General features: G+C 72.2%; 22 protein-coding genes and 1 riboswitch. Of the genes, 18 read left to right on the top strand and 4 right to left on the bottom strand.

Annotated elements, in window-relative coordinates:
- The 3 genes from ACFY0F_RS38850 to ACFY0F_RS38840 form a co-directional block, all read left to right on the top strand.
- Positions 1-327 (top strand): flavodoxin-dependent (E)-4-hydroxy-3-methylbut-2-enyl-diphosphate synthase (locus ACFY0F_RS38850; RefSeq protein ID WP_388805869.1); only part of this gene is annotated, 327 nt, incomplete at its 5' end.
- Between the two features lie 37 nt (positions 328-364).
- Positions 365-2,275, top strand: a complete 1,911-nt coding sequence (gene dxs, locus ACFY0F_RS38845) for a 1-deoxy-D-xylulose-5-phosphate synthase (RefSeq protein WP_388805866.1) — start codon at positions 365-367, stop codon at positions 2,273-2,275.
- The gene (locus ACFY0F_RS38840; protein WP_388805863.1) at positions 2,272-3,654 is read left to right on the top strand and encodes an aspartate aminotransferase family protein; all 1,383 of its coding nucleotides are present in this window, start codon (positions 2,272-2,274) and stop codon (positions 3,652-3,654) included. Before dxs ends, ACFY0F_RS38840 begins: the two co-directional genes overlap by 4 nt.
- A 6-nt stretch (positions 3,655-3,660) precedes the next feature.
- Here the strand turns inward: ACFY0F_RS38840 and ACFY0F_RS38835 are convergent, their stop codons facing one another.
- A complete protein-coding gene (locus ACFY0F_RS38835; protein ID WP_388805860.1) occupies positions 3,661-3,948 on the bottom strand; it encodes a hypothetical protein in 288 nt (95 codons plus the stop codon).
- Positions 3,949-4,130: 182 nt separating this feature from the next.
- On the opposite strand from ACFY0F_RS38835, the gene ACFY0F_RS38830 reads away from it, so the two are divergent.
- Together ACFY0F_RS38830 and ACFY0F_RS38825 are read left to right on the top strand one after the other, a co-directional pair.
- The gene (locus ACFY0F_RS38830; protein ID WP_388805879.1) at positions 4,131-4,754 is read left to right on the top strand and encodes a helix-turn-helix domain-containing protein; all 624 of its coding nucleotides are present in this window, start codon (positions 4,131-4,133) and stop codon (positions 4,752-4,754) included.
- Positions 4,751-4,873 (top strand): DUF6126 family protein, encoded by a 123-nt coding sequence (locus ACFY0F_RS38825; RefSeq protein ID WP_388805857.1) that lies wholly within the window; start codon positions 4,751-4,753, stop codon positions 4,871-4,873. The genes ACFY0F_RS38830 and ACFY0F_RS38825 overlap by 4 nt, the downstream gene beginning before the upstream one ends.
- Positions 4,874-4,892: 19 nt before the next feature.
- Here the strand turns inward: ACFY0F_RS38825 and ACFY0F_RS38820 are convergent, their stop codons facing one another.
- Positions 4,893-5,690: a tyrosine-protein phosphatase gene (locus ACFY0F_RS38820; RefSeq protein ID WP_388805854.1), complete on the bottom strand. Its 798-nt coding sequence runs from the start codon at positions 5,688-5,690 to the stop codon at positions 4,893-4,895.
- 171 nt (positions 5,691-5,861) lie between these two features.
- Between ACFY0F_RS38820 and ACFY0F_RS38815 the strand changes: the two genes are divergently transcribed.
- The 3 genes from ACFY0F_RS38815 (at position 5,862) to ACFY0F_RS38805 (ending at position 10,274) form a co-directional block, all read left to right on the top strand.
- Positions 5,862-7,934, top strand: a complete 2,073-nt coding sequence (locus tag ACFY0F_RS38815; RefSeq protein ID WP_388805875.1) for an alpha-galactosidase — start codon at positions 5,862-5,864, stop codon at positions 7,932-7,934.
- Between the two features lie 306 nt (positions 7,935-8,240).
- Positions 8,241-8,398, top strand: a riboswitch (cyclic di-AMP (ydaO/yuaA leader).
- 4 nt (positions 8,399-8,402) lie between these two features.
- On the top strand, positions 8,403-9,317 hold the full coding sequence (locus ACFY0F_RS38810) for a peptidoglycan DD-metalloendopeptidase family protein (RefSeq protein WP_388805851.1): 915 nt from the start codon (positions 8,403-8,405) through the stop codon (positions 9,315-9,317).
- Positions 9,318-9,488: 171 nt separating this feature from the next.
- Positions 9,489-10,274, top strand: a complete 786-nt coding sequence (locus ACFY0F_RS38805; RefSeq protein ID WP_388805872.1) for an SGNH/GDSL hydrolase family protein — start codon at positions 9,489-9,491, stop codon at positions 10,272-10,274.
- Between the two features lie 42 nt (positions 10,275-10,316).
- Here ACFY0F_RS38805 and ACFY0F_RS38800 read toward each other — a convergent pair whose 3' ends face one another.
- Both ACFY0F_RS38800 and ACFY0F_RS38795 read right to left on the bottom strand, forming a co-directional pair.
- Positions 10,317-10,931: a TetR family transcriptional regulator C-terminal domain-containing protein gene (locus tag ACFY0F_RS38800; RefSeq protein ID WP_388805848.1), complete on the bottom strand. Its 615-nt coding sequence runs from the start codon at positions 10,929-10,931 to the stop codon at positions 10,317-10,319.
- Between the two features lie 55 nt (positions 10,932-10,986).
- Positions 10,987-12,165 carry a Glu/Leu/Phe/Val dehydrogenase dimerization domain-containing protein gene (locus ACFY0F_RS38795; protein WP_388805845.1) on the bottom strand — a complete coding sequence of 393 codons (1,179 nt, stop codon included), beginning with the start codon at positions 12,163-12,165 and terminating at the stop codon, positions 10,987-10,989.
- 131 nt (positions 12,166-12,296) lie between these two features.
- Here ACFY0F_RS38795 and ACFY0F_RS38790 point away from each other — a divergent pair, with 131 nt between their 5' ends.
- The 10 genes from ACFY0F_RS38790 to ACFY0F_RS38745 all read left to right on the top strand — a co-directional run bounded on the left by ACFY0F_RS38790 (position 12,297) and on the right by ACFY0F_RS38745 (position 21,602).
- On the top strand, positions 12,297-13,589 hold the full coding sequence (locus tag ACFY0F_RS38790) for an MBL fold metallo-hydrolase (RefSeq protein ID WP_388805842.1): 1,293 nt from the start codon (positions 12,297-12,299) through the stop codon (positions 13,587-13,589).
- 278 nt (positions 13,590-13,867) lie between these two features.
- Positions 13,868-15,766 (top strand): ATP-binding protein, encoded by a 1,899-nt coding sequence (locus ACFY0F_RS38785; protein WP_388805839.1) that lies wholly within the window; start codon positions 13,868-13,870, stop codon positions 15,764-15,766.
- A gap of 80 nt (positions 15,767-15,846) precedes the next feature.
- The gene (locus tag ACFY0F_RS38780; RefSeq protein WP_388805836.1) at positions 15,847-16,281 is read left to right on the top strand and encodes a roadblock/LC7 domain-containing protein; all 435 of its coding nucleotides are present in this window, start codon (positions 15,847-15,849) and stop codon (positions 16,279-16,281) included.
- The gene (locus ACFY0F_RS38775) at positions 16,278-16,655 is read left to right on the top strand and encodes a DUF742 domain-containing protein (RefSeq protein ID WP_388805833.1); all 378 of its coding nucleotides are present in this window, start codon (positions 16,278-16,280) and stop codon (positions 16,653-16,655) included. Before ACFY0F_RS38780 ends, ACFY0F_RS38775 begins: the two co-directional genes overlap by 4 nt.
- Positions 16,633-17,250, top strand: a complete 618-nt coding sequence (locus ACFY0F_RS38770; protein WP_388805830.1) for an ATP/GTP-binding protein — start codon at positions 16,633-16,635, stop codon at positions 17,248-17,250. The genes ACFY0F_RS38775 and ACFY0F_RS38770 overlap by 23 nt, the downstream gene beginning before the upstream one ends.
- On the top strand, positions 17,247-17,834 hold the full coding sequence (locus tag ACFY0F_RS38765) for a GAF domain-containing protein (RefSeq protein WP_388805827.1): 588 nt from the start codon (positions 17,247-17,249) through the stop codon (positions 17,832-17,834). Before ACFY0F_RS38770 ends, ACFY0F_RS38765 begins: the two co-directional genes overlap by 4 nt.
- 146 nt (positions 17,835-17,980) lie before the next feature.
- Complete coding sequence (gene tdh, locus ACFY0F_RS38760) at positions 17,981-19,009, top strand: L-threonine 3-dehydrogenase (RefSeq protein ID WP_388805823.1); 1,029 nt, start codon at positions 17,981-17,983, stop codon at positions 19,007-19,009.
- Between the two features lie 47 nt (positions 19,010-19,056).
- Positions 19,057-20,250: a glycine C-acetyltransferase gene (locus tag ACFY0F_RS38755; protein WP_388805820.1), complete on the top strand. Its 1,194-nt coding sequence runs from the start codon at positions 19,057-19,059 to the stop codon at positions 20,248-20,250.
- A gap of 30 nt (positions 20,251-20,280) precedes the next feature.
- Positions 20,281-21,183 (top strand): LysR family transcriptional regulator, encoded by a 903-nt coding sequence (locus tag ACFY0F_RS38750; RefSeq protein ID WP_388805817.1) that lies wholly within the window; start codon positions 20,281-20,283, stop codon positions 21,181-21,183.
- A gap of 59 nt (positions 21,184-21,242) precedes the next feature.
- Positions 21,243-21,602 (top strand): MmcQ/YjbR family DNA-binding protein, encoded by a 360-nt coding sequence (locus ACFY0F_RS38745; protein ID WP_388805814.1) that lies wholly within the window; start codon positions 21,243-21,245, stop codon positions 21,600-21,602.
- Positions 21,603-21,626: the final 24 nt, after the last annotated feature.

Below are 21,626 nucleotides of genomic sequence, written 5' to 3'. Positions count from 1 at the left end.
CAGATCCTTGAGTCGCTGAACCTCAGGCAGCGGGGTCTGGAGATCGTCTCGTGTCCGTCGTGCGGCCGTGCGCAGGTGGATGTGTACAAGCTGGCGGAGGAGGTCACGGCGGGCCTGACCGGTATGGAGGTTCCGCTGCGGGTGGCCGTGATGGGCTGTGTCGTCAACGGTCCCGGTGAGGCCCGTGAGGCCGATCTCGGTGTGGCCTCCGGCAACGGCAAGGGGCAGATCTTCGTGAAGGGCGAGGTCATCAAGACCGTCCCGGAGTCGAAGATCGTGGAGACCCTCATCGAGGAAGCCCTGAAACTCGCCGACCAGATGAAGTGAGTCCGAAGCAAGGTACGGACCGAGAGGGGGCCCGATCGTGACGATTCTGGAAACCATCCGGCAACCACGCGACCTGAAAGCGCTGTCCGAGGCGGAACTCGGTGAACTGTCCGAAGAAATACGCGAGTTCCTGGTGCACGCGGTGGCCAGAACCGGCGGACACCTGGGTCCCAACCTGGGGGTGGTGGAACTCACCGTCGCTCTCCACAGAGTGTTCGAGTCGCCGGTCGACCGCATCCTCTGGGACACCGGTCACCAGAGTTACGTCCACAAGCTGCTGACGGGACGTCAGGACTTCTCCAAGCTGCGCGGCAAGGGCGGCCTGTCCGGCTATCCCTCCCGTGAGGAGTCCGAGCACGACGTCATCGAGAACAGCCACGCCTCCACGGCCCTCGGCTGGGCCGACGGACTCGCCAAGGCCCGCGCGGTGCAGGGCGGGAGAGGGCACGTGGTCGCGGTCATCGGCGACGGCGCGCTCACCGGCGGCATGGCGTGGGAGGCGCTGAACAACATCGCGGCCGCCAAGGACCGGCCGCTGATCATCGTCGTCAACGACAACGAGCGCTCCTACGCGCCGACCATCGGCGGTCTCGCCAACCACCTGGCCACCCTGCGCACCACCGACGGCTACGAGAAGGTCCTGGCCTGGGGCAAGGAGGTCCTGCTGCGCACCCCTGTGGTCGGCAGCACGGTCTACGAGTCCCTGCACGGCGCGAAGAAGGGCTTCAAGGACGCCTTCGCCCCGCAGGGCATGTTCGAGGACCTGGGCCTGAAGTACGTCGGCCCGATCGACGGACACGACGTCATGGCGGTCGAGTCGGCGCTGCGCCGCGCCAAACGCTTCCACGGGCCCGTGCTCGTCCACTGCCTCACCGAGAAGGGCCGCGGTTACGAACCCGCGCTGGCCCACGAGGAGGACCACTTCCACACCGTCGGCGTGATGGACCCGCTGACCTGCGCGCCGCTCGTGCCGTCGGCCGGCCCGTCGTGGACCTCGGTGTTCGGCGACGAGATCGTGCGGATCGGTGAGGAGCGGGCGGACGTCGTGGCGATCACGGCGGCCATGCTCCACCCGGTGGGCCTCGGTAAGTTCGCCGAGCGCTTCCCCGACCGGGTGTGGGACGTCGGCATCGCCGAGCAGCACGCGGCCGTGTCCGCGGCGGGCCTGGCGACCGGGGGACTGCACCCCGTCGTCGCCGTGTACGCCACCTTCCTCAACCGCGCCTTCGACCAGCTGCTGATGGACGTGGCCCTGCACCGTTGCGGGGTCACCTTCGTCCTCGACCGGGCCGGTGTCACCGGTGTCGACGGGCCCTCCCACAACGGCATGTGGGACATGTCCGTCCTCCAGGTCGTCCCCGGTCTGAGAATCGCCGCCCCGCGCGACGCCGACCAGTTGCGCGCCCAGCTGCGCGAGGCCGTCGCCGTCGACGACGCGCCCACCGTGGTCCGCTTCCCCAAGGAGTCGGTGGGACCCGAGATCCCGGCCGTCGGACGTGTCGGGGGCATGGACGTCCTGCACCGGGCCGAACGGCCCGAGGTACTCCTCGTCGCCGTCGGCGTCATGGCACCGGTGTGCCTCCAGGCGGCCGACCTGCTCGCGGCGCGCGGCATCGACTGCACGGTGGTGGATCCCCGTTGGGTCAAACCGGTCGACCCGGCGCTGCCCGGGCTCGCCGCCGAACACCGGCTGGTCGCGGTCGTCGAGGACAACAGCCGTGCGGCCGGCGTCGGATCCGCCGTGGCCCTGGCCCTCGGCGACGCGGACGTGGACGTTCCCGTACGGCGGTTCGGCATCCCCGAGCAGTTCCTGGCGCACGCCAAGCGCGGTGAGGTGCTGGCCGACATCGGCCTCACACCGGTCGAGGTGGCCGGACGGATCAGCGCGAGCCTGGCGGTCAGGGACGCCGGCGGGCAGGGCGAGCAGAAACAGGAGAAACCCCAATGACCACGGAGTTCGACCTCGGCGCGCTGCTGGCCGAGCGCGGGGCCGAGCGCTACGAGCTGCACACCAGGCACCTCAACCACCAGCTCCCGCGCATGCTGCACACCATCGGCTTCGACAAGGTCTACGAGCGTGCCGCGGGTGCCTACTTCTGGGACGCGGACGGCGACGACTACCTCGACATGCTCGCCGGGTTCGGGGTGATGGGCCTCGGCCGTCACCATCCGGTCGTCCGCAAGGCGCTGCACGACGTGCTCGACGCCTCGCTCGCCGACCTCACCCGCTTCGACTGCCAGCCGCTGCCCGGCCTGCTGGCCGAGCGGCTGCTCGCGCACAGCCCGCACCTGGACCGGGTGTTCTTCGGCAACAGCGGCACGGAGGCGGTGGAGACCGCCCTGAAGTTCGCCCGCTACGCCACCGGAAGACCCAGGATCCTGTACTGCGAGCACGCCTTCCACGGCCTGACCACCGGCTCCCTGTCGGTCAACGGCGAGAGGGGCTTCCGGGACGGCTTCGCGCCGCTGCTGCCCGACACCGCCGTTCCCCTCGGCGACCTGGACGCCCTGGCCCGCGAGCTGAAGAAGGGCGACGTCGCCGCCCTGGTCGTCGAGCCGATCCAGGGCAAGGGCGTCCACGAGGCGCCGCCCGGCTACCTGCGCGCGGCCCAGGAGCTGCTGCACAGACACAAGGCCCTGCTCATCGCCGACGAGGTGCAGACCGGTCTCGGCCGCACCGGTGACTTCTACGCCTACCAGCACGAGGACGGCGTCGAGCCCGACCTGGTGTGCGTGGCCAAGGCACTGTCCGGCGGCTACGTCCCGGTCGGCGCGACCCTCGGCAGAGACTGGATCTTCAAGAAGGTCTACTCGTCCATGGACCGGGTGCTCGTCCACTCGGCGAGCTTCGGGTCCAACGCCCAGGCGATGGCGGCCGGGCTCGCCGTGCTGTCGGTCATGGAGAACGAGCAGATCGTCGCGAACGCCCGCGCGACCGGTGAGCAGCTCAAATCCCGGCTCACCGCGCTGATCGACAAGTACGAGCTGCTCGCCGACGTCCGAGGCCGGGGCCTGATGATCGGCATCGAGTTCGGCCGGCCCGGTTCCCTGAAGCTGCGCAGCCGCTGGACCATGCTGCAGGCCGCCCGCAAGGGCCTGTTCGCGCAGATGGTGGTGGTCCCGCTGCTCCAGCGGCACCGGATCCTCACCCAGGTCTCCGGCGACCACCTGGAGGTCATCAAGCTGATCCCGCCGCTGGTCATCGGCGAGCGGGAGGTGGACCGGTTCGTCGACGCCTTCAGCGCCGTGATGGACGACGCGCACAGCGGCGGCCTGGTGTGGGACTTCGGCAAGACACTGATCAAGCAGGCGGTGGCCAACCGCTGACACCCCCTAGCCGGGCAGCACCACGAAGAGGAGGAAGAGACCGGCGAGCCCGGTCGCTCCGAGGGCCAGGCCGACCGCGGAGGTCCACAGCCGGCCGACACCGCGCCCCGCGTAGTACAGGCCCATGGCGCCGAAGGTGACGGAGAGCCCACCGGCGATGAGCGACCAGGGCAGCAGCATGAACGTGAGCGTGGGCCACGTGCTCGTCGCGGCCACGAGCCCCAGCAGCAGCGCGAGGGGGCCGAGGGCGGCGGCGGGCGCGTCGGCGTGGGAGGGCGTGGAACGTGTGGTCATCTGATCCCGCGCATTCTTGAACGCGTTCAATTCTTCGTCGAGGCTAGCACGGGCGCAGGGCGGCGGGGGACGGACCGCAGGCGGGAGAGCCGGTTTGCCTCAGAGGCAAAGGAATTGCCTCACAGGTAAAACCGCGGCTGAATGGAGGCATGAACGCCTCAGAAGCCGCGCCGTCGTCGGGCATGAACGCCTCAGAAGCCGCGCCGTCGTCGGGCGAGGGCGCCGACCTGCCCGCCGTGGCGCCGCAGCTGCGCGCCCTGCGCCGGCGCGCCGGCCTCACCCTGGAGGCCGCGGCCCGCACCGCGGGCCTCTCGCCCGCCCACCTCTCCCGACTGGAGACCGGTGGGCGCCAGCCCTCGCTCCCTATGCTGCTCGCGCTCGCCCGTGTCTACGGTACGACGGTCTCGGAGCTACTCGGCGAGAGCGTCGCCGACCGGGACGCCGTCGTGCGCGCCGCCGACATGGAGCCGACCCGTGCGGGCGGCTGGACGTACTTCCAGGCCGGCGCCCCCGGGCGCGGGATGCAGGCACTGCGCGTACGGGTGCCGTACGGCACGCAGGGCGACATCGTGCGGGTCCACCCCGGCGAGGAGTGGCTCCACGTGCTGCGGGGCCGCCTCAGACTGCGCCTCGGCGACACCGCGCACCTGCTCGCGCCCGGCGACAGCGCGCACTTCGACTCGCTCACCCCGCACCGCCTCGCCGCCGAGGACCACGACGGGGTGGAGCTGCTGTTCGTCCACACCCTGCTGCAGAGCCCCACGGCCGCACTGTGCCTGGGGCCCCTTACCGGAGAGCCGTCATGAGCGACTACGAGACGAAGTTCCCCCGCTCCCTGTGGGTCCGGCTGATCATCTACATCGCCGTGGGCCACCTCTTCGCCGCGTTCCTCTACCTGCTGTTCGCGCTGGGCGCCAAGGGCTGACCGCGCTGTCGGGCGGACGTCAGTCCAGCAGCCGCTCGCGCAGCCGTTCCCGGGTCTCGGAGGTCAGTCCGAGGCCCTGCTCCAGGTAGGTGTCGACCCCGCCCCAGGTCTCCTCCAGACTCGTGAAGGCCGCCGACAGGTACTCGGCGCGCGCGTCGAAGAGCGGGCTGAGCAGCTCCATCACCTCGGGGGTGTAGGCGCTGTCCGGGCTGCCGCCCCGGCGCACCTTGTAGCGGCGGTGCTTCGCGTTCGACTCCAGGTAGTCGGCGACGATCGCCTCGCGCTCCACGCCCACCGCGAGCAGCGTCACGGCCACGGAGATGCCCGCGCGGTCCTTGCCCGCCGCGCAGTGCATCAGGGCGGGGACGCTGTCCTCGGCCAGGGCGCGCAGCACCCTGGAGTGCTCCGCGGTGCGCTCCCGCACGATCTTGCGGTAGGAGGAGATCATCCGGTTCTCCGCCTTGCCGTCCGCGAGGATCGCGCGCAACTGGTCGAGGTCGCCGTCGCGGACCAGCTTCCAGAACTCCGCGCCGTCCGCCGGGTCACTCAGCGGCAGGTTCACATTGCGCACACCGGGCAGCTCGACGTCGGGGCCCTCGAGCTTCCTGTCGGCCGCGTTGCGGAAGTCGAAGATCGTGTGCAGGCCCAGGGAGGCGAGGAACGCCGCGTCCTGCTCGGTGGCGTGCGCGAGATGCCCGCTGCGGAACAGCACCCCGTGCCGCACCCGGCGGCCGTCCACCGTGGGCATGCCCCCCACGTCCCGGAAGTTGCGCACTCCGGTCAGCTCCGGCTCGGTCGACGGGACCTGCTGCGTCACGTGGGCTCCTCGCTGTCGCTCCCGCCGTCTCGACACGTCGGCGGGCACTCGCTCGACGATACGACATCGGTTTTCCCGGGCAATGAGTTGTCCACAGGCGTTGCCTCCGGTGCCGTCAGCCCCTGATGATGTTGATGCTTGAGCGGATCTGTCGGCACCTGTGAGGCCTCGATGGTGGACATCGCCGAAAACGGTCGTACCTGGCTCCTGACGGGGCCCACCAGCGGTTACGCGCTGCACCTCACCGAGGAGCACGAACTGCTGCACCTCCACTGGGGCCCGCGCATCGCGCTCGCCGACGCGGAGGCCCTCGCGGTGCGCCCGCTGCCCGGCTACCGGCCCTTCGAGTCCCCGCTCGACGGCCGGGAGGAGTACCCGGTCGAGGGCGGCCCCCGTTTCGTCCGGCCCGCACTGTCCGTGCGCACCGACGAGCGGCGTGGCACCGAGTGGGCCTTCGAGGCGTACGACACCGAGGGCGACGAGCTCCGGCTGCGCTTCAGGGACGACGCGGTGTCGCTCACGCTGCACTACCGGATGCGCGGGGACGTCGTCGAGCGCTGGGTGACCGTGGGCAACGAGGGGCACGCGCGCGTGGAGCTGCTGCGCGCCGACGCCGCCACCTGGACCCTGCCCGACCGGGACGGCTGGCGACTGTCCCAGCTGCACGGCCGCTGGGCCGCCGAGTCCCTGCTGACCAGCGCCCCGCTCACGTACGGCGACAAGGTGATCGGCAGCCGTCGCGGTCACACCGGCCACCAGCACCTGCCCTGGGTCGCCCTGCACACCGACGCCGGCGAGGAGCACGGCGAGGTCTACGGCTGCGCCCTCGGCTGGTCGGGCTCCTGGCGGATCGCGGTCTCCCAACTCCCGGACGCGCGCGTCCAGATCACCGGCGGGGCCGGTTACGACGACTCGGGCCTGCTGACGCTGGCGCCGGGGGAGTCGTACACCACCCCCGTCTTCGCGGGCCTGTGGAGCGACGGCGGCTTCGGCGGCGCCAGCCGTGCCTGGCACGCCTACCAGCGGGCCCATGTCGTCCCGGACGCGGACCGGGACCGGCCCGTGCTGTTCAACTCCTGGGAGGCCACCACCTTCGACATCTCCGAGGAGCAGCAGGCGACCCTCGCCCGGCGGGCCGCCGCGATCGGTGTCGAACTGTTCGTGGTCGACGACGGCTGGTTCGGTGCCCGTACGAGCGACCGGGCCGGGCTCGGCGACTGGACGCCCAACCCGGACCGCTTCCCGAACGGCCTGAAGCCGCTCGCGGACTATGTGCACGCCCTCGGTATGCAGTTCGGCATCTGGGTCGAACCGGAGATGGTCAACCCGGACAGCGACCTGTACCGGGCCCACCCCGACTGGGTGCAGTACCAGTTCGGGCGGAAGCGGACGGAGTTCCGTAATCAGCTCGTGCTCAACCTCGCCCGCGAGGACGTCCAGGAACACCTCTGGCAGCAGCTGGACGGCCTCCTGTCCAGCGCCCCCGTCGACTATGTGAAGTGGGACTTCAACCGCTGCTTCACCGACGCCGGATGGCCGGGTGAGCCGTACCCGCAGCGGCTGTGGGTGGACCACGTCCGCGCCTTCTACGCGCTCCTCGACCGGCTGCGGGCGGCCCATCCCGGTGTCGCGTTCGAGTCCTGCTCGGGCGGCGGCGGCCGGATCGACCTCGGTGTGATGAGTCGCACGGACCAGGTGTGGACCTCCGACAACACCGACCCGCTGGACCGGCTCGCCATCCAGCACGGCTTCAGTCAGATCCATCCCGCGCGGGTCATGGCCGCCTGGGTCACCGACAGTCCGAACACCCAGCTCAACGGGCGGGTCAGCAGCCTGCGCTTCCGGTTCGTGAGCGCCATGGCCGGGGTGCTCGGCGTCGGGGGCGATCTGTCGGAGTGGACGGAGGAGGAGCTCGCCGAGGCCCGCCAGTGGGTGGAGCTGTACAAGGAGATCCGCCCGGTCGTGCAGCACGGCGACCTGTACCGGCTGCGACCGCCGGAGGGCGGGCTGAGCGCGGTGCAGTACACCCTCGGGGACGAGTCGGTCGTGCTGGCGTGGCTCCAGGCGCAGCGGTACGGCGAGCCGGTCCCGGCGGTGCGGCTGCGCGGCCTCGATCCGGCGGCGTCCTACGAATGCCGTGAAACGGGCGAAGTCCACCGAGGTGCCGTGCTGCTGCACCATGGACTGGACACCGGGTTGCGCGGCGATCTGGACGCGACCGTTGTCCGTCTGCGCCGCATCTGATGCTTCTGCCCCAATTGGATTCTTTGGGGAAACTAGTTCTGATATAGGGAGGCATGAAGGTACGTTCCGTGAGGAGCGTCATATTTATGACTGTCCGTCACGCGTCATGTCCACGTAATCGGTGGGGATTTCCGGGGAATTGAAGGGTGGTTCCGGAGGAGGTTCACGGACGGTGACGGGGGATATCCAAAACGGATCAAGCCAAACCCGGTCCGCGGGAAGCACTCGCTTGTCCGTTCCCGTCCCGCTCGCTTACCTTCGCCACCACTCCGGACGGAACGCCGAATCCTGCCGCCGCCCAGAGCCCGCACACACTCACCCGTGCACGGCAGGAGCGGGGGACCCACCAGGCAGGACCGCCTGTTCCGGTCTTCGGAACGGCTAGGGGTGAAGCCGCGCGCAGCGCGGCCGGGCAGCTCCAGCCCGAACCCGACAGCTCACCTCGCAGGCGCCGGAGAGGAACTCGTCATGCCCGCGAAGGGTAAGCACCGCCGTCCCAAGAACCGGCGTTTCACCCGCTCGATCGCCGTCGCCGGAACCGGCGGCGCCGCGCTGGCCCTGCCCCTCGTGGGAGCCGGCGGCGCCCATGCCGCCACGGCGGCCACCGCGAAGGAGTCCGCCTCCAAGGAGACCGTCCAGACCGCGCCCGTGGCCCAGAAGGAGACCTCCGCGGCCCGGTCGGGCGTGCACATCTACACGGTGCGGGCCGGTGACTACCTCTCGAAGATCGCCGACGAGCAGAACGTGAGCGGCGGCTGGCACCGGCTCTACGCGGACAACCGCGAGGCCGTCGGCAGCGACCCCTCGCTGATCCACCCCGGTCTGAGGCTGAGCATCGGCGAGCGGGCCGCGCACACCGGCACCGAGTCCGCCACGTCCACCCGGTCCTCCGCCCCGCAGCCCACGACCCGGTCCACGCCCCGTTCCGCGACCCGCTCGCAGACACGGCCCTCCGCGGCGCCGACCGCCTCCACCGGTTTCACCCTCCCGGTCGTGGGCGCCACCATCGGCACCGGTTACCACGTGCCGGGCGGCATGTGGTCCAGCGGCTACCACACGGGCGTCGACTTCGTCGTCCCGACCGGCACACCGGTCAAGGCCGTGGGGGCGGGCACGGTCGTCTCCGCCGGCTGGGGCGGCGCCTACGGCAACCAGGTCGTGATCAGGCTCGCCGACGGCCACTACGCGCAGTACGGCCACCTGTCCTCCCTCTCGGTCTCGGCCGGCCAGACCGTGACGGCGGGGCAGCAGCTCGGTCTCTCCGGCGCGACCGGCAACGTGACCGGCCCGCACCTGCACTTCGAGATACGCACCACCCCGAACTACGGCTCGGACGTGGACCCGGTCGGATACCTCCGCTCGCACGGCGTCGCCGTCGCCTGATCCCCGGTCCGGCCTCCGGTGCGTCCCACGATGGCGTATTCCCGTCTGGCGCATGTCGGGAAGGTGGGTTATCTCACCGTCCGTCAAGCCTTTATTACGGTCGCGTAGGTCACATCGAAAGGTGAATCATGGTCCGACGTGGCAGACGATTCGAAGAGTGACAGCAGATCAGTGATCGGGTCGTACGTGGCGGTGGGGGACAGCTTCACCGAGGGCGTGGGCGACCCTGGCCCCGACGGGGCGTTCGTCGGCTGGGCCGACCGGTTCGCGGTGCTGCTCGCGGACCGGCGGCCCGAGGGCGACTTCAGGTACACGAACCTGGCGGTACGCGGCAGGCTGCTCGACCAGATCGTGGCCGAGCAGCTTCCGCGAGCCGTCGAACTCGCCCCGGACCTGGTGTCCTTCTGCGCGGGCGGCAACGACATCCTCCGTCCCGGCACCGATCCCGACGAGGTGGCCGAGCGTTTCGAGCTGGCGGTGGCGCAGCTCGCCTCCGTGGCCGGCACGGTCATGGTGACGACCGGCTTCGACACCCGTGGCGTGCCCGTGCTCAAGCATCTGCGCGGCAAGATCGCCACGTACAACGGCCATGTCCGCGCCATCGCCGACCGGTACGGCTGTCCCGTCCTCGACCTGTGGTCACTGAGGACCGTCCAGGACCGGCGGGCCTGGGACCACGACCGGCTGCACCTCTCACCCGAGGGGCACACGCGCGTGGCCCTGCGCGCGGGCCAGGTGCTCGGTCTGGAGGTCCCGGCCGACCCGGAGCAGCCCTGGCCCCCGCTCCCGGCCCGGGGCGCCCTGGACATCCGCCGCGACGACGTGCAGTGGGCGCGCGAGTACCTGGTCCCGTGGATCGGCCGCCGTCTGCGCGGCGAGTCCTCCGGCGATCATGTGACGGCCAAGGGCGCGCTGTCCCCGGACGACATCAGGATGCGCATCGCCGCGGTCGCCTGACCGGGGCTCCGGGCGGGGCCGGCGCTCGCCCCGCCCGGAGCGCTAACGCCCGGTCAACGCGTCCCGTGGCACCCCCAGTTCGCGGGCCAGTGCCTCGTCGACCCACTCCTGGGCCCGGGACCGGGGCACCGCGCCCGCGTAGGAGGTCATCTGGACGGCGAGGCCGTCGAGCAGGGCCGTCAGGCGCAGGGCCGCGGCGGCGGGGTCCGGGCAGACGAACTCTCCCGCGTCGACGCCCTCGGCGATGACCTCGGCGATCGCCGCCTTCCACTGCCGGTCCAGATCCCGGGTGACCTCCCGCAGGGCGGGCTCGCGCAGCGCCACCGCCCAGCCCTCGATCCACAGCCGCCAGCCCTTGGCCTGACCGGTGGGCGCGTACCAGCGCACGGCGGCCCTCAGCCGGCGCAGCGCGGACGTACGTCGCCCCAGCAGCCCCCGCAGATGCGCCAGATCGCCCTCGGCGGCGTGCGCGAAGGCGGCGGCGACCAGCTTCTCCTTCGTCGAGAAGTGGTACAGCACCAGCGCGTTGCTCACGCCGAGCGCCGAGGCCACGTCGGCGATCCGTACCGCCGCCACACCCCGCGCCTCGATCTGCTCGACGGCGGCCCGCAGCAGTTCCCCCCGCCGTTCCGCCACGCTCAACCGCACTCTCGCCACGCGGTCACCCTAATCGGTCGCCGGGGCGCCGCAGCGGCACGGTCCGGCCGTCCGGTCAGCGGTACCATCCGAAGCGTTCCGTGATCACCGGCAGCCGGTCGGCCACGATGGCGTGCGCGGCGGCCCGGGGAGTCGTCCCGTCGGCCTCCGCGCGCGCCAGCATCAGCTCGACCAGGGCGCGCATCGAACGCCGGATGTGGGCGAACGCCTCCTCCGCGTCCGGGCCGACGTCCCCGAACAGCGTCCACCACCACCAGGCGTTGGTGCCGGAGTTGACCACCACGTCCGGCAGCACGGTCACCCCGCGCGCGGCCAGCGCCTCCTCCGCCTCGGGCAGCACCGGCATGTTGGCCGCCTCGACGATCCAGCGTGCGGTGATCCGGTCCTGGCCGGCCGCGTCGATCGCGTACGACACCGCCGCCGGCACCAGCACCTCCGCCTCGGTGGACAGCCAGGCCCCGCCGGGCAGTTCACGGTCGCCGGGCCGCAGCACGACGCGGTCCACGGTGCCGTACGCGTCCCGCGCGGCGAGCAGCGCCTCGACGTCCAGGCCGGCCGGGTTCGCGATCGTTCCCTTGATGTCCGCGACGGCCACAATCCGCAGGCCCGCGCGCGCGAGGAAACGCGCCGTCGCCCCGCCCATGGTGCCCAGCCCCTGCACCGCCACCCGTGTCCCCGCGCGGGGCACCCCGGCCCGGTCCAGGGCGGCGAGCACCGACTCGGCCACCCCGCAGCCACCGGCCAGTTCGTCCAGGCCGATGCCGTCCACCTCGACGGCGAAGGCCTTGGCCAGTCGCCGCCGGGCCGCGGCCTCGTCGTCGAGCAGCGGGTACACGGCCTGCACGGACGACACCAGCCCCGCCTCGGCCGCCGCCCGGTCGACCAGGTCCTGGGTGAGACCGAGGTCCTCGCCGGTGGTCCAGCAGCTCTCGACGTACGGCCGCATCGCCCGCAGGTAGCGCACCAGCAGTCCGTACGCCCCCGGGTCCCGCGGATCGCAGTCGATGCCCCCCTTGGCGCCGCCCAGCGGCACGTACCGGCTCGCCGGGTCGTAGTGCAGGGCCTCCTTCATCGTCATGCCGCGGGCGAGCCCGGTCACCTCCTCGAGGGTGCAGCCGGGACGCATCCGCAGGCCCCCGCTGGCCACGCCCCGCACCAGCCGGTCGACGACCAGGAAACCCTGGCGTCCGGTGACGTGGTCCGTCCAGACCAGCGACAGCAGGGGGGTCGTCATACGGGCTCCTGGAGACTACTGAACAGCGGGTCAGTAAGGCGGGTGTCCGACGGTATCGGGGCTCCGGTGGGTGGGCAAGCACAACCGGACCCCGGCCGTCCCCGGTTGCCGGGGCGGCCGACCATAATGGGATGACCTCGCCGACTCCACCTGGAGGTACCGTGACCGGATCGGTTTCCCTGAGCTCCGGGCTCCGCGCGCTGCGGCCCGAGGCCTTCGGCGCGGACCCCGGCGGTGAGCGCCTCGCGCGCATCCGCAGATCGCCCCACTTCAAGGACGGCGTCTTCCAGAACCCCGGAGGCACCGCCCGGACCCGGCCCTCCGGCTCCACCCTGGATTTCGCGAAGGTCTTCTTCGACAAGGAGACCCGCCCCCGGCGTTCCCCGCGGGGCACGGTCCCGGTGCACCCGACCACCGTCGCGGACCTCGCCAAGCCGCCCGCCACCGGCCTCAGGCTGACCTGGATGGGGCATTCCAGTGTGCTCGCGGAGATCGACGGGCAGCGCGTGCTGTTCGACCCCGTCTGGGGCGAGCGCTGCTCCCCGTTCCCGTTCGCCGGGCCCAGGCGGCTGCACCCGGTGCCGCTGCCCCTGGCCGCGCTCGGCCCGGTCGACGTCGTGGTCATCTCCCACGACCACTACGACCATCTGGACATGCCGACGATCAAGGCGCTGGCCGGGACGGACACCCTCTTCGCCGTGCCGCTCGGCGTCGGCGCCCACCTCGAACGGTGGGGCGTGTCCGAGGGCCGGCTGCGGGAGCTGGACTGGCACGAGGCGACCGAGGTCGGCGGCCTCACCCTGACCGCCACCCCCGCCCGCCACTTCTGCGGCCGCGGCCTGCGCAACACCCAGCACACCCTCTGGGCCTCCTGGGCCGTCGCAGGACCCGAGCACCGGATCTACCACAGCGGCGACACCGGCTACTTCGACGGCTTCAAGGACATCGGCGCCGACCACGGCCCGTTCGACGCCACGATGATCCAGATCGGCGCCTACAGCGAGTTCTGGCCCGACATACACATGACACCCGAGGAGGGCATGCGCGCCCACCTCGACCTGCAGGGCGGCCTGGCCGAATCCGGTGTGATGCTGCCGATCCACTGGGCCACCTTCAATCTGGCCACCCACGCCTGGTCGGACCCCGGCGAGGGCACCGTGGCCGCGGCCCGCGCGGCCGGCGCCCGCACCGCGCTGCCCCGTCCCGGCGAGCCCTTCGAGCCCACCGCCGAGACCGTCCCGTCCCAGCCGTGGTGGCGCGGGGTGGCCCAGGCCCCGGCGGGCGGCTGGTCGGACGTGGTCACGGAGGCGGCCGTGAAGGCCACCGCCGACTCGGCGGCCCGGGCCCAGGCCGACACGGCGGGTGACGCCCCCGGCGGCACGGCCGAGGACGAAGGGGACCCGGAGACCGTTCCGGCGGGCTGAGCACACCGGGTCCACGAGGGCCGGGGGGTCATGGACTCCCCGGCCCTCGCCGTCTCTTCCCGACCGGATTCGACCAGGCTGGACCGTCAATGGTCGATCCTTTTCGGTGTATCCGGCCGGGTTATCGGTCTGTCGTACGAGAGTTCATACCAGAGCGGGACCCTCTCCAGGGGACTTCGTCAACTGCCCGCCGCACATGATGCCGAGGCGACTACGGTGAGTGTCCGTCGCACGACGCAGGGCCGCGACGGGCCCGACGGACCAGTACGAGGACACCCATGTCTCACCTCCGCGCACCGGCCGCGCGTGCCGACCGCCGTGAGGGCGGCCGGCACGGGCGGCCGGTCGCCCGCCCCGTTCCCGCACTGCCCGAGGCCCCCATACGGCCACAGCTCCTGCGTCTCGCGGTGCTGCCGCCCGTCGCGGTCGCCCTCAGCGCCAGCGCGGCCGTCCTGGTCACCGTCCGCTCCGCCGGAGTCCGCCCCGGTCCCACCCTGTGGGCCGTGCTCGCCGGGGCGGTCTCGGTGACCGTCGCCGGCATCCTGATCGCCGCCGTCGCCGCCGACCGCGCCGCCCGCTCGGTGAGCGACCGGGTCGGCGCCCTGCGCCGCAGCGCCGCCCGCGGCGAGGCGGATCTGCGGACCCTGGTCGAGGCGCTGCGGCGCGGCGAGAACCCGCCCCCGCGAGGGACGCGCGGCGGACCCCCGAAGGACGCCGACGACCTCGAACTGCTCGCCGCCGACCTCGCCCGTGCCCACGACGGCGCCGTCGCCGCCGTCGTCCAGGCGGCCCAGCTCTCCAGCCAGACGGGCAGCGAACAGAAACTCGAGGTCTTCGTCAACCTCGCCCGGCGGCTGCAGTCCCTGGTGCACCGGGAGATCTCGATCCTCGACGAGCTGGAGAGCGAGATCGAGGACCCCGACCTGCTCAAGGGCCTCTTCCACGTCGATCACCTCGCCACCCGCATCCGGCGGCACGCCGAGAACCTCGCCGTGCTCGGCGGCGCCGTCTCCCGGCGGCAGTGGAGCCACCCGGTCTCCATGACCGAGGTGCTGCGCTCGGCCATCGCCGAGGTCGAGCAGTACTCACGGGTCCGGCTGGTCCCGCCCGTCGACGGCCGGCTGCACGGCCACGCCGTCGCCGACGTCATCCACCTGCTGGCCGAACTCGTCGAGAACGCCACGCTGTTCTCCGCCCCGAACACCCAGGTGCTGCTCCGCGCCAACCTCGTCACCTCCGGCCTCGCCGTGGAGGTCGAGGACCGCGGCCTCGGCATGCCGGTGGAGGAGCAGACCAGGATGAACGCGCTGCTCGCCGACCCGGACCAGGTCAACGTCGCCAGCCTGCTCGCGGACGGGCGCATCGGCCTCTACGTGGTCTCGCAGCTCGCCCGGCGGCACGGCATCACCGTCCGGCTGCAGACGAACATCTACGGAGGCGTGCAGGCCGTCCTCGTCGTGCCCCAGGAACTCCTGGGCACGGCACCGGACGACACGCCGGGCACGGGCCACGCGGGCACGGACCGAGCGGGAACGGGACACACGAGCACGGGACACACGGGCACGGGCCCGACCCCGGTGCCGCCGCCCGCGCCGATCGCCCAGCGGCCGCCCCGGCCCGGTGCCGTCCGGCAGACCGGTGGTCCCCAGGACACCGCCGCCGAACATCCGACCGCTCCGGGACGGCACGTGCACCGCGGGCCGTCGAGGGCGGACGACGGCGCACCGGCACCGCTGCCGGTGCGCGGCGCCCACGAGGCGCGCCCCACACCCGCGCGGGCCACCCCAGGCATCCGGCCCGACGAGCGACGCACCATCGCGGAGAGCCCGGGCGCACCCCCCGTCCCGCGCGGCGGCGGCACGGTGCGCGGCACCATGGGCAAGCCCCAGCTTCCCCGCCGCCGCGCCCAGGAACACATCGCGCCCCAACTGCGGGGCGGCCCGGCCCCCCGCCAGGACGGCGACACCCTCGTAGGCCATGACCCCGGCCTGATGGCGGCGTTCCAACGGGGGATCGGCCTGGCCGAGGCGCAGCAGCACCTGGAGGAGGCCGAAGCCCACACGGGGCAGGCGGAGACAGACCCTACCGAGCCGGTCTCCTTCCTGGCCCAGGCACGCCCGCACGCCCCCGGAAGCCATGCCGGTCTCCGGCCCGACGGGAGCGCACCGGCCGGATGACCTCACGCTGCAGCCCAGCCCCCGCCCTCACCGCTCCCGCAGACCTTCGCACCCTTCGTACCCCAAGGAGTCGATCCACCATGGCGAGCGATGCGCCGACCGCCCAGGTATCCGACCTCGACTGGCTGTTGAGCGGCCTCGTCCAGCGCGTACCGCACACCACCAGCGCGGTACTGCTGTCCTGCGACGGACTGGTGAAGTCCGTCCACGGCCTCGACCCCGACAGCGCCGACCACATGGCCGCCCTCGCCTCCGGCCTGTACTCGCTCGGCCGCAGCGCGGGCGTCCGGTTCGGCGACGGCGGCGAGGTCCGGCAGGTCGTCGTGGAACTCGACTCGACCCTGCTGTTCGTCACCACCGCCGGCTCCGGCACCTGCCTGGCCGTGCTGGCCGGCCGCGAGGCCGACGCGGCCGTGCTCGGTTACGAGATGGCCATGCTGGTCAAGAGCGTCCGCCCCTACCTGGTGACAGCGCCCCGCCGGCACTCCGTCGAACCCCCGGCGACGAGGCCTTGAGCGCGGCCGCGGCCGGCGACGGGCCCTGGCTCGACGACGCGGCCGGACGGCTGGTGCGTCCCTTCACGGTCAGCAACGGCCGCACCCGGCCCACCATCGCGCTCGACCTGATGTCGCAGGTGATGGCCACCGGAGCCACCCCTCTCGGCTATCTCGGCCCCGAACACGCCCAGGCGCTCGAACTGTGCCGGTCGCCCGTCCCGGTCGCCGAGGTCGCCGCGCATCTGGGGCTCCCCGCGGCGGTCACCAAGGTGCTGCTCTCCGACCTCGTCGACTGCGGGGCGCTCACCACCAAGCCCCCCGCCTTCCACCACAACCCCACTGACCGGTCCCTTCTGGAGGCAGTGCTCGATGGACTACGACGACAGCTCTGACCCGTTCCCCACCGCACTGAAGATCCTGGTGGCCGGAGGGTTCGGGGTGGGCAAGACCACCTTCGTGGGTGCGGTGAGCGAGATCGCGCCGCTCAGCACGGAGGAGCTGCTCACCACGGTCAGCGCCACGACCGACGACCTCGACGGCATCGAGAACAAGGTCGAGACCACGGTGGCGATGGACTTCGGTCGCATCACCCTGGATCCGCGACACGTGCTGTACCTGTTCGGCACGCCCGGGCAGGAGCGGTTCTGGTTCATGTGGGACGAGCTGTCCGAGGGGGCGCTCGGCGCCGTGATCCTGGCCGACACCCGCCGCCTGGAGCAGTGCTTCGCCGCGGTCGACTTCTTCGAGGAGCGCGGACTCGGCTTCATCGTCGCCGTCAACGAGTTCGACGGCTCCTACCGCTACGACCCCGAGGAGGTGCGCGCCGCCATCGACCTCGACCCCCGGATCCCGGTCGTCCGCTGCGACGCCCGTATCTCCTCCTCCGGCGTCCAGACCCTGCTCACCCTCGTGCGCCACCTCATCGCCCACGCCCCCGCGCACGCACCGGGCCACGGCGCCCCCATGTCACCCGGAGCCCGGTCATGAGCCACGACCCGCCGCGCCCCATCAGGGGTCTGCTGCTGACCCCCGAGGACAGGGAGGCCCCCGCCCGCGTCCGGCGGCTTGACCGGCTCGGCTTGGGGGAGCGCCCCGAGCCCGCCCTCGACGCCTTCGCGGCGCACCTCGCGGAGCTCGCCGCCACGCCGTACGCGATGGTCAACTTCATAGGCGAGGAAGGACAGTTCTTCGCGGGCCTGCGCACCCCGGTCGCCGGACCGCGTCCGAAGGCCGACGGCAACCGGCCCGAGGTCGGCCGCCGGCTGCCGCGCGACCACGGTTTCTGCCCCCACGTGGTGGTGCGCCGCAAGGCACTGGTCCTGGAGGACGTCCGTGACTACCCGCGGTTCGCGTGCAACCCGGTCGTGGACGAGTTCGGCATCCACTCGTACCTGGGTGCCCCGCTCCTCGACAGCACCGGGATGACGCTGGGCACCGTGTGCGTCGCCGACGTCACCCCCCGGCCCTGGGGGAAGGCGGGCCTGGAGACCATCAAGGCGCGGGCCGCGGAACTCGCCCTGCGTCTCGAACGGGGCGCGGACGACGGACTCGGCACTGTGACGGTCGTGTGAAGCCGAGCTGTGGCGCCGCTTAAGAAATCCTCGATGGACCCGGTGCCCGTCGTAGGGCAGATTGCTGTGCGAATCCACTCCTCTCCCCGGACGCGGGTGCCTCCGGCATGCCGTGGGCCGGGACCGCACACACAGGAGCCGTAGCGTTGAAGGCGCTGGTCAAGGAAAAGGCGGAGCCCGGGCTGTGGCTCACGGACGTGCCCGAGCCCGCCGTCGGTCCCGGTGACGTGCTGATCAAGGTCCAGCGGACCGGGATCTGCGGCACCGATCTGCACATCCGGTCCTGGGACGGCTGGGCGCGGCAGACGATCAGCACCCCGCTGGTGCTCGGGCACGAGTTCGTCGGCCAGGTCGTGGACACCGGCCGTGACGTCACCGACGTCCGGATCGGCGACCGGGTGAGCGGCGAGGGCCATCTGGTGTGCGGCAAGTGCCGCAACTGCCTGGCCGGGCGCCGTCACCTGTGCCGGGCCACCGTCGGCCTCGGCGTCGGCCGCGACGGGGCGTTCGCCGAGTACGTGGTCCTGCCCGCCGCCAACGTCTGGGTGCACCGCGTCCCCGTCGACCTCGACGTCGCCGCGATCTTCGACCCGTTCGGCAACGCCGTGCACACCGCGCTGTCGTTCCCGCTGGTCGGCGAGGACGTCCTGATCACCGGCGCCGGCCCGATCGGCCTGATGGCCGCGGCCGTGGCCCGGCACGCGGGCGCCCGGAACGTGGTGATCACCGACGTCAGCGAGGAGCGGCTCGACCTCGCCCGCAAGACCGGCGCGACCCTCGCCCTGAACGTCTCCGGCGCCACCATCGCCGACGGCCAGCGGGAACTGGGCCTGCGTGAGGGCTTCGACATCGGCCTGGAGATGTCCGGCCGCCCCGAGGCCCTGCGCGACATGATCGCCAACATGACGCACGGTGGCCGGATCGCCATGCTGGGCCTGCCCGCCGAGGAGTTCCCGGTCGACTGGGCCCGGATCGTCACCAAGATGATCACCCTCAAGGGCATCTACGGCCGGGAGATGTTCGAGACCTGGTACGCGATGTCGGTACTGCTGGAAGGCGGCCTCGACCTCGCGCCCGTGATCACCGGCCGGTACGACTACCGGGACTTCGAGGCGGCGTTCGCCGACGCGGCGAGCGGCCGCGGTGGGAAGGTCATCCTCGACTGGACCGCGTGACCTCCTCCCCGTACGCCCCTTACGCGAGCATCCCCAGGAGCTTCCCCGTGTTCGACTCCGTGCGCGACGACCTGCGCGCCACCCTCGACGAGATCCGCGCCGCCGGCCTGCACAAGCCGGAGCGCGTCATCGGCACCCCGCAGTCCGCGACCGTGAACGTGACCGCCGGCGGCCGACCCGGCGAGGTCCTCAACTTCTGCGCCAACAACTACCTCGGCCTCGCCGACCACCCCGAGGTCGTCGCCGCCGCCCACGCCGCCCTGGACCGCTGGGGCTACGGCATGGCGTCCGTGCGCTTCATCTGCGGCACCCAGGAGGTGCACAAGGAGCTGGAGGCGCGGCTGTCCGCCTTCCTCGGCCAGGAGGACACCATCCTGTACTCCTCCTGTTTCGACGCCAACGGAGGTGTCTTCGAGACCCTCCTCGGCGAGCAGGACGCGGTGATCTCCGACGCCCTCAACCACGCCTCCATCATCGACGGCATCCGCCTGTCCAAGGCCCGCCGCCTCCGCTACGCCAACCGTGACCTCGCCGACCTGGAGGCGAAGCTCAAGGAGGCGTCCGGCGCCCGGCGCCGTCTGATCGTCACCGACGGCGTGTTCTCCATGGACGGGTACGTCGCGCCGCTGGCGGAGATCTGCGACCTCGCCGACCGCTACGACGCGATGGTCATGGTCGACGACTCCCACGCCGTCGGCTTCGTCGGCCCGACCGGCCGGGGCACACCCGAGCTGCACGGCGTCATGGACCGCGTCGACATCGTCACGGGCACCCTCGGCAAGGCGCTCGGCGGGGCCTCCGGCGGCTATGTCGCCGCCCGCGCCGAGATCGTCGCCCTGCTGCGCCAGCGCTCCCGCCCGTACCTGTTCTCCAACACCCTCGCGCCGGTGATCGCTGCGGCCTCGCTGAAGGTGCTCGACCTGCTGGAGTCGGCCGACGACCTGCGCGTCCGGCTGAACGAGAACACCGCGCTGTTCCGTCGCCGGATGTCCGAGGAGGGCTTCGACGTCCTGCCCGGCGACCACGCCATCGCGCCGGTGATGATCGGCGACGCGGCCCGGGCCGGCCGCATGGCCGAACTGCTCCTCGAGCGGGGGGTGTACGTGATCGGATTCTCCTACCCGGTGGTCCCGCAGGGCCAGGCCCGCATCCGCGTCCAGCTGTCCGCCGCGCACTCCACCGAGGACGTGAACCGCGCGGTCGACGCGTTCGTCGCGGCGCGCGCCGAGCTGGAGGCCTGACCAGGGCGGACACCTGGGATAATCGGCCGCATGATCGAAGCACGGCGGCTCCACATCCTCCGTGCGGTGGCCGACCACCGCACGGTCACGGCGGCGGCCGCCGCGCTCTATCTCACCCCCTCCGCGGTCTCCCAGCAGCTCACCGCGCTGGAGCAGGAGACCGGCCACCGGCTGGTCGAGCGCGGCGCGAAGGGCGTACGGCTGACCCCGGCCGGGGAGATCCTGCTCGGCCACACCCACGCGGTCCTCGCCCAGCTGGAGCGCGCGGAGGCCGAGCTGGCCGCCTACGACTCGGGGGAGGCCGGCACGGTCACCGTGGCCGCCTTCGCGACCGGCATCGCCGAGGTCGTGGCGCCGGCGGTGGCCCGTCTCGCCTCCTCGGCGCCCGGCATCCGCATCCGCGTGCAGGACGCCGAGGGCGACGCCAGCCTGCCCATGGTCCTCGACCGGCAGGTGGACGTGGCCGTCGCCGTCGAGTACCGCGGGGCGCCGCCCGCCGACGATCCCCGTCTGACCCACGTCCCGCTTTACGCCGAGCCGTTCGACGCGGTCGTCCCGGTCACCCACCGGCTGGCCGAGACGGCCGAGGTGCCCCTCGCGGACCTGGCCAAGGACGCGTGGATCGGCCCCTACCCGGGCAACCCGTGCCACGACGTGGTCGTCCTGGCCTGCGAGAGCGCCGGCTTCCAGCCCCGTCTCGAACACTCCTCCGACGACTTCCGTGCGGTCGTCGCGCTGGCCGCGGCCGATGTCGGCGTGGCCCTCGTCCCGCGCTCGGCCCTGCGCGGCATGGACCTGACGGGCGTGGTCGTCCGCCCCGTCGACGGTGTGGCCCCCACCCGGCGCGTCTTCGCCGCCGTGCGGCGGGGGGCCGAGGAACACCCGCTGATCCGGCCGGTACTGGACGCACTGGGCGAGGCCGCGCGGGCGTGAGGGGGCGCCCGACGGCTCCGGCCGGGTGACTGTCAGTGGCAGGGGCTACGGTGCGGAGCATGCCGGACGCCGAAGACGTACGACGTATCGCCCTGTCCCTGCCGGACACCACGGAGAAGACCGCCTGGAGCATGCCCACCTTCCGGGTGGCCGGGAAGATGTTCGCCACGCTGCCCGAGGACGAGACCTCCATAGCCGTGCGCTGCCCCAAGGAGGAGCGCGACGAACTCGTGCTGGCCGAGCCGGAGAAGTTCTGGATCGCCGGTCACGAAGCCCAGTTCGCCTGGGTCCGCGCCCGGCTCGCCGCGCTCGAGGACGAGGCCGAACTGCGCGACATCCTGGCCGACTCCTGGCGCCAGGCGGCCCCGCCCCGGCTGCTGGAGGCCCACCCGGAGCTGGGGCGTCCGACCGGGGAGTGACCGCGCCCCCGTGTCCTCCCCATG

Origin of the sequence: Streptomyces sp. NPDC001544 (genome assembly GCF_042894285.1) — a bacterium.
In the GTDB taxonomy this organism is placed as follows: Bacteria; Actinomycetota; Actinomycetes; order Streptomycetales; family Streptomycetaceae; genus Streptomyces.
This window is presented reverse-complemented; position numbering and strand designations above follow the sequence as displayed.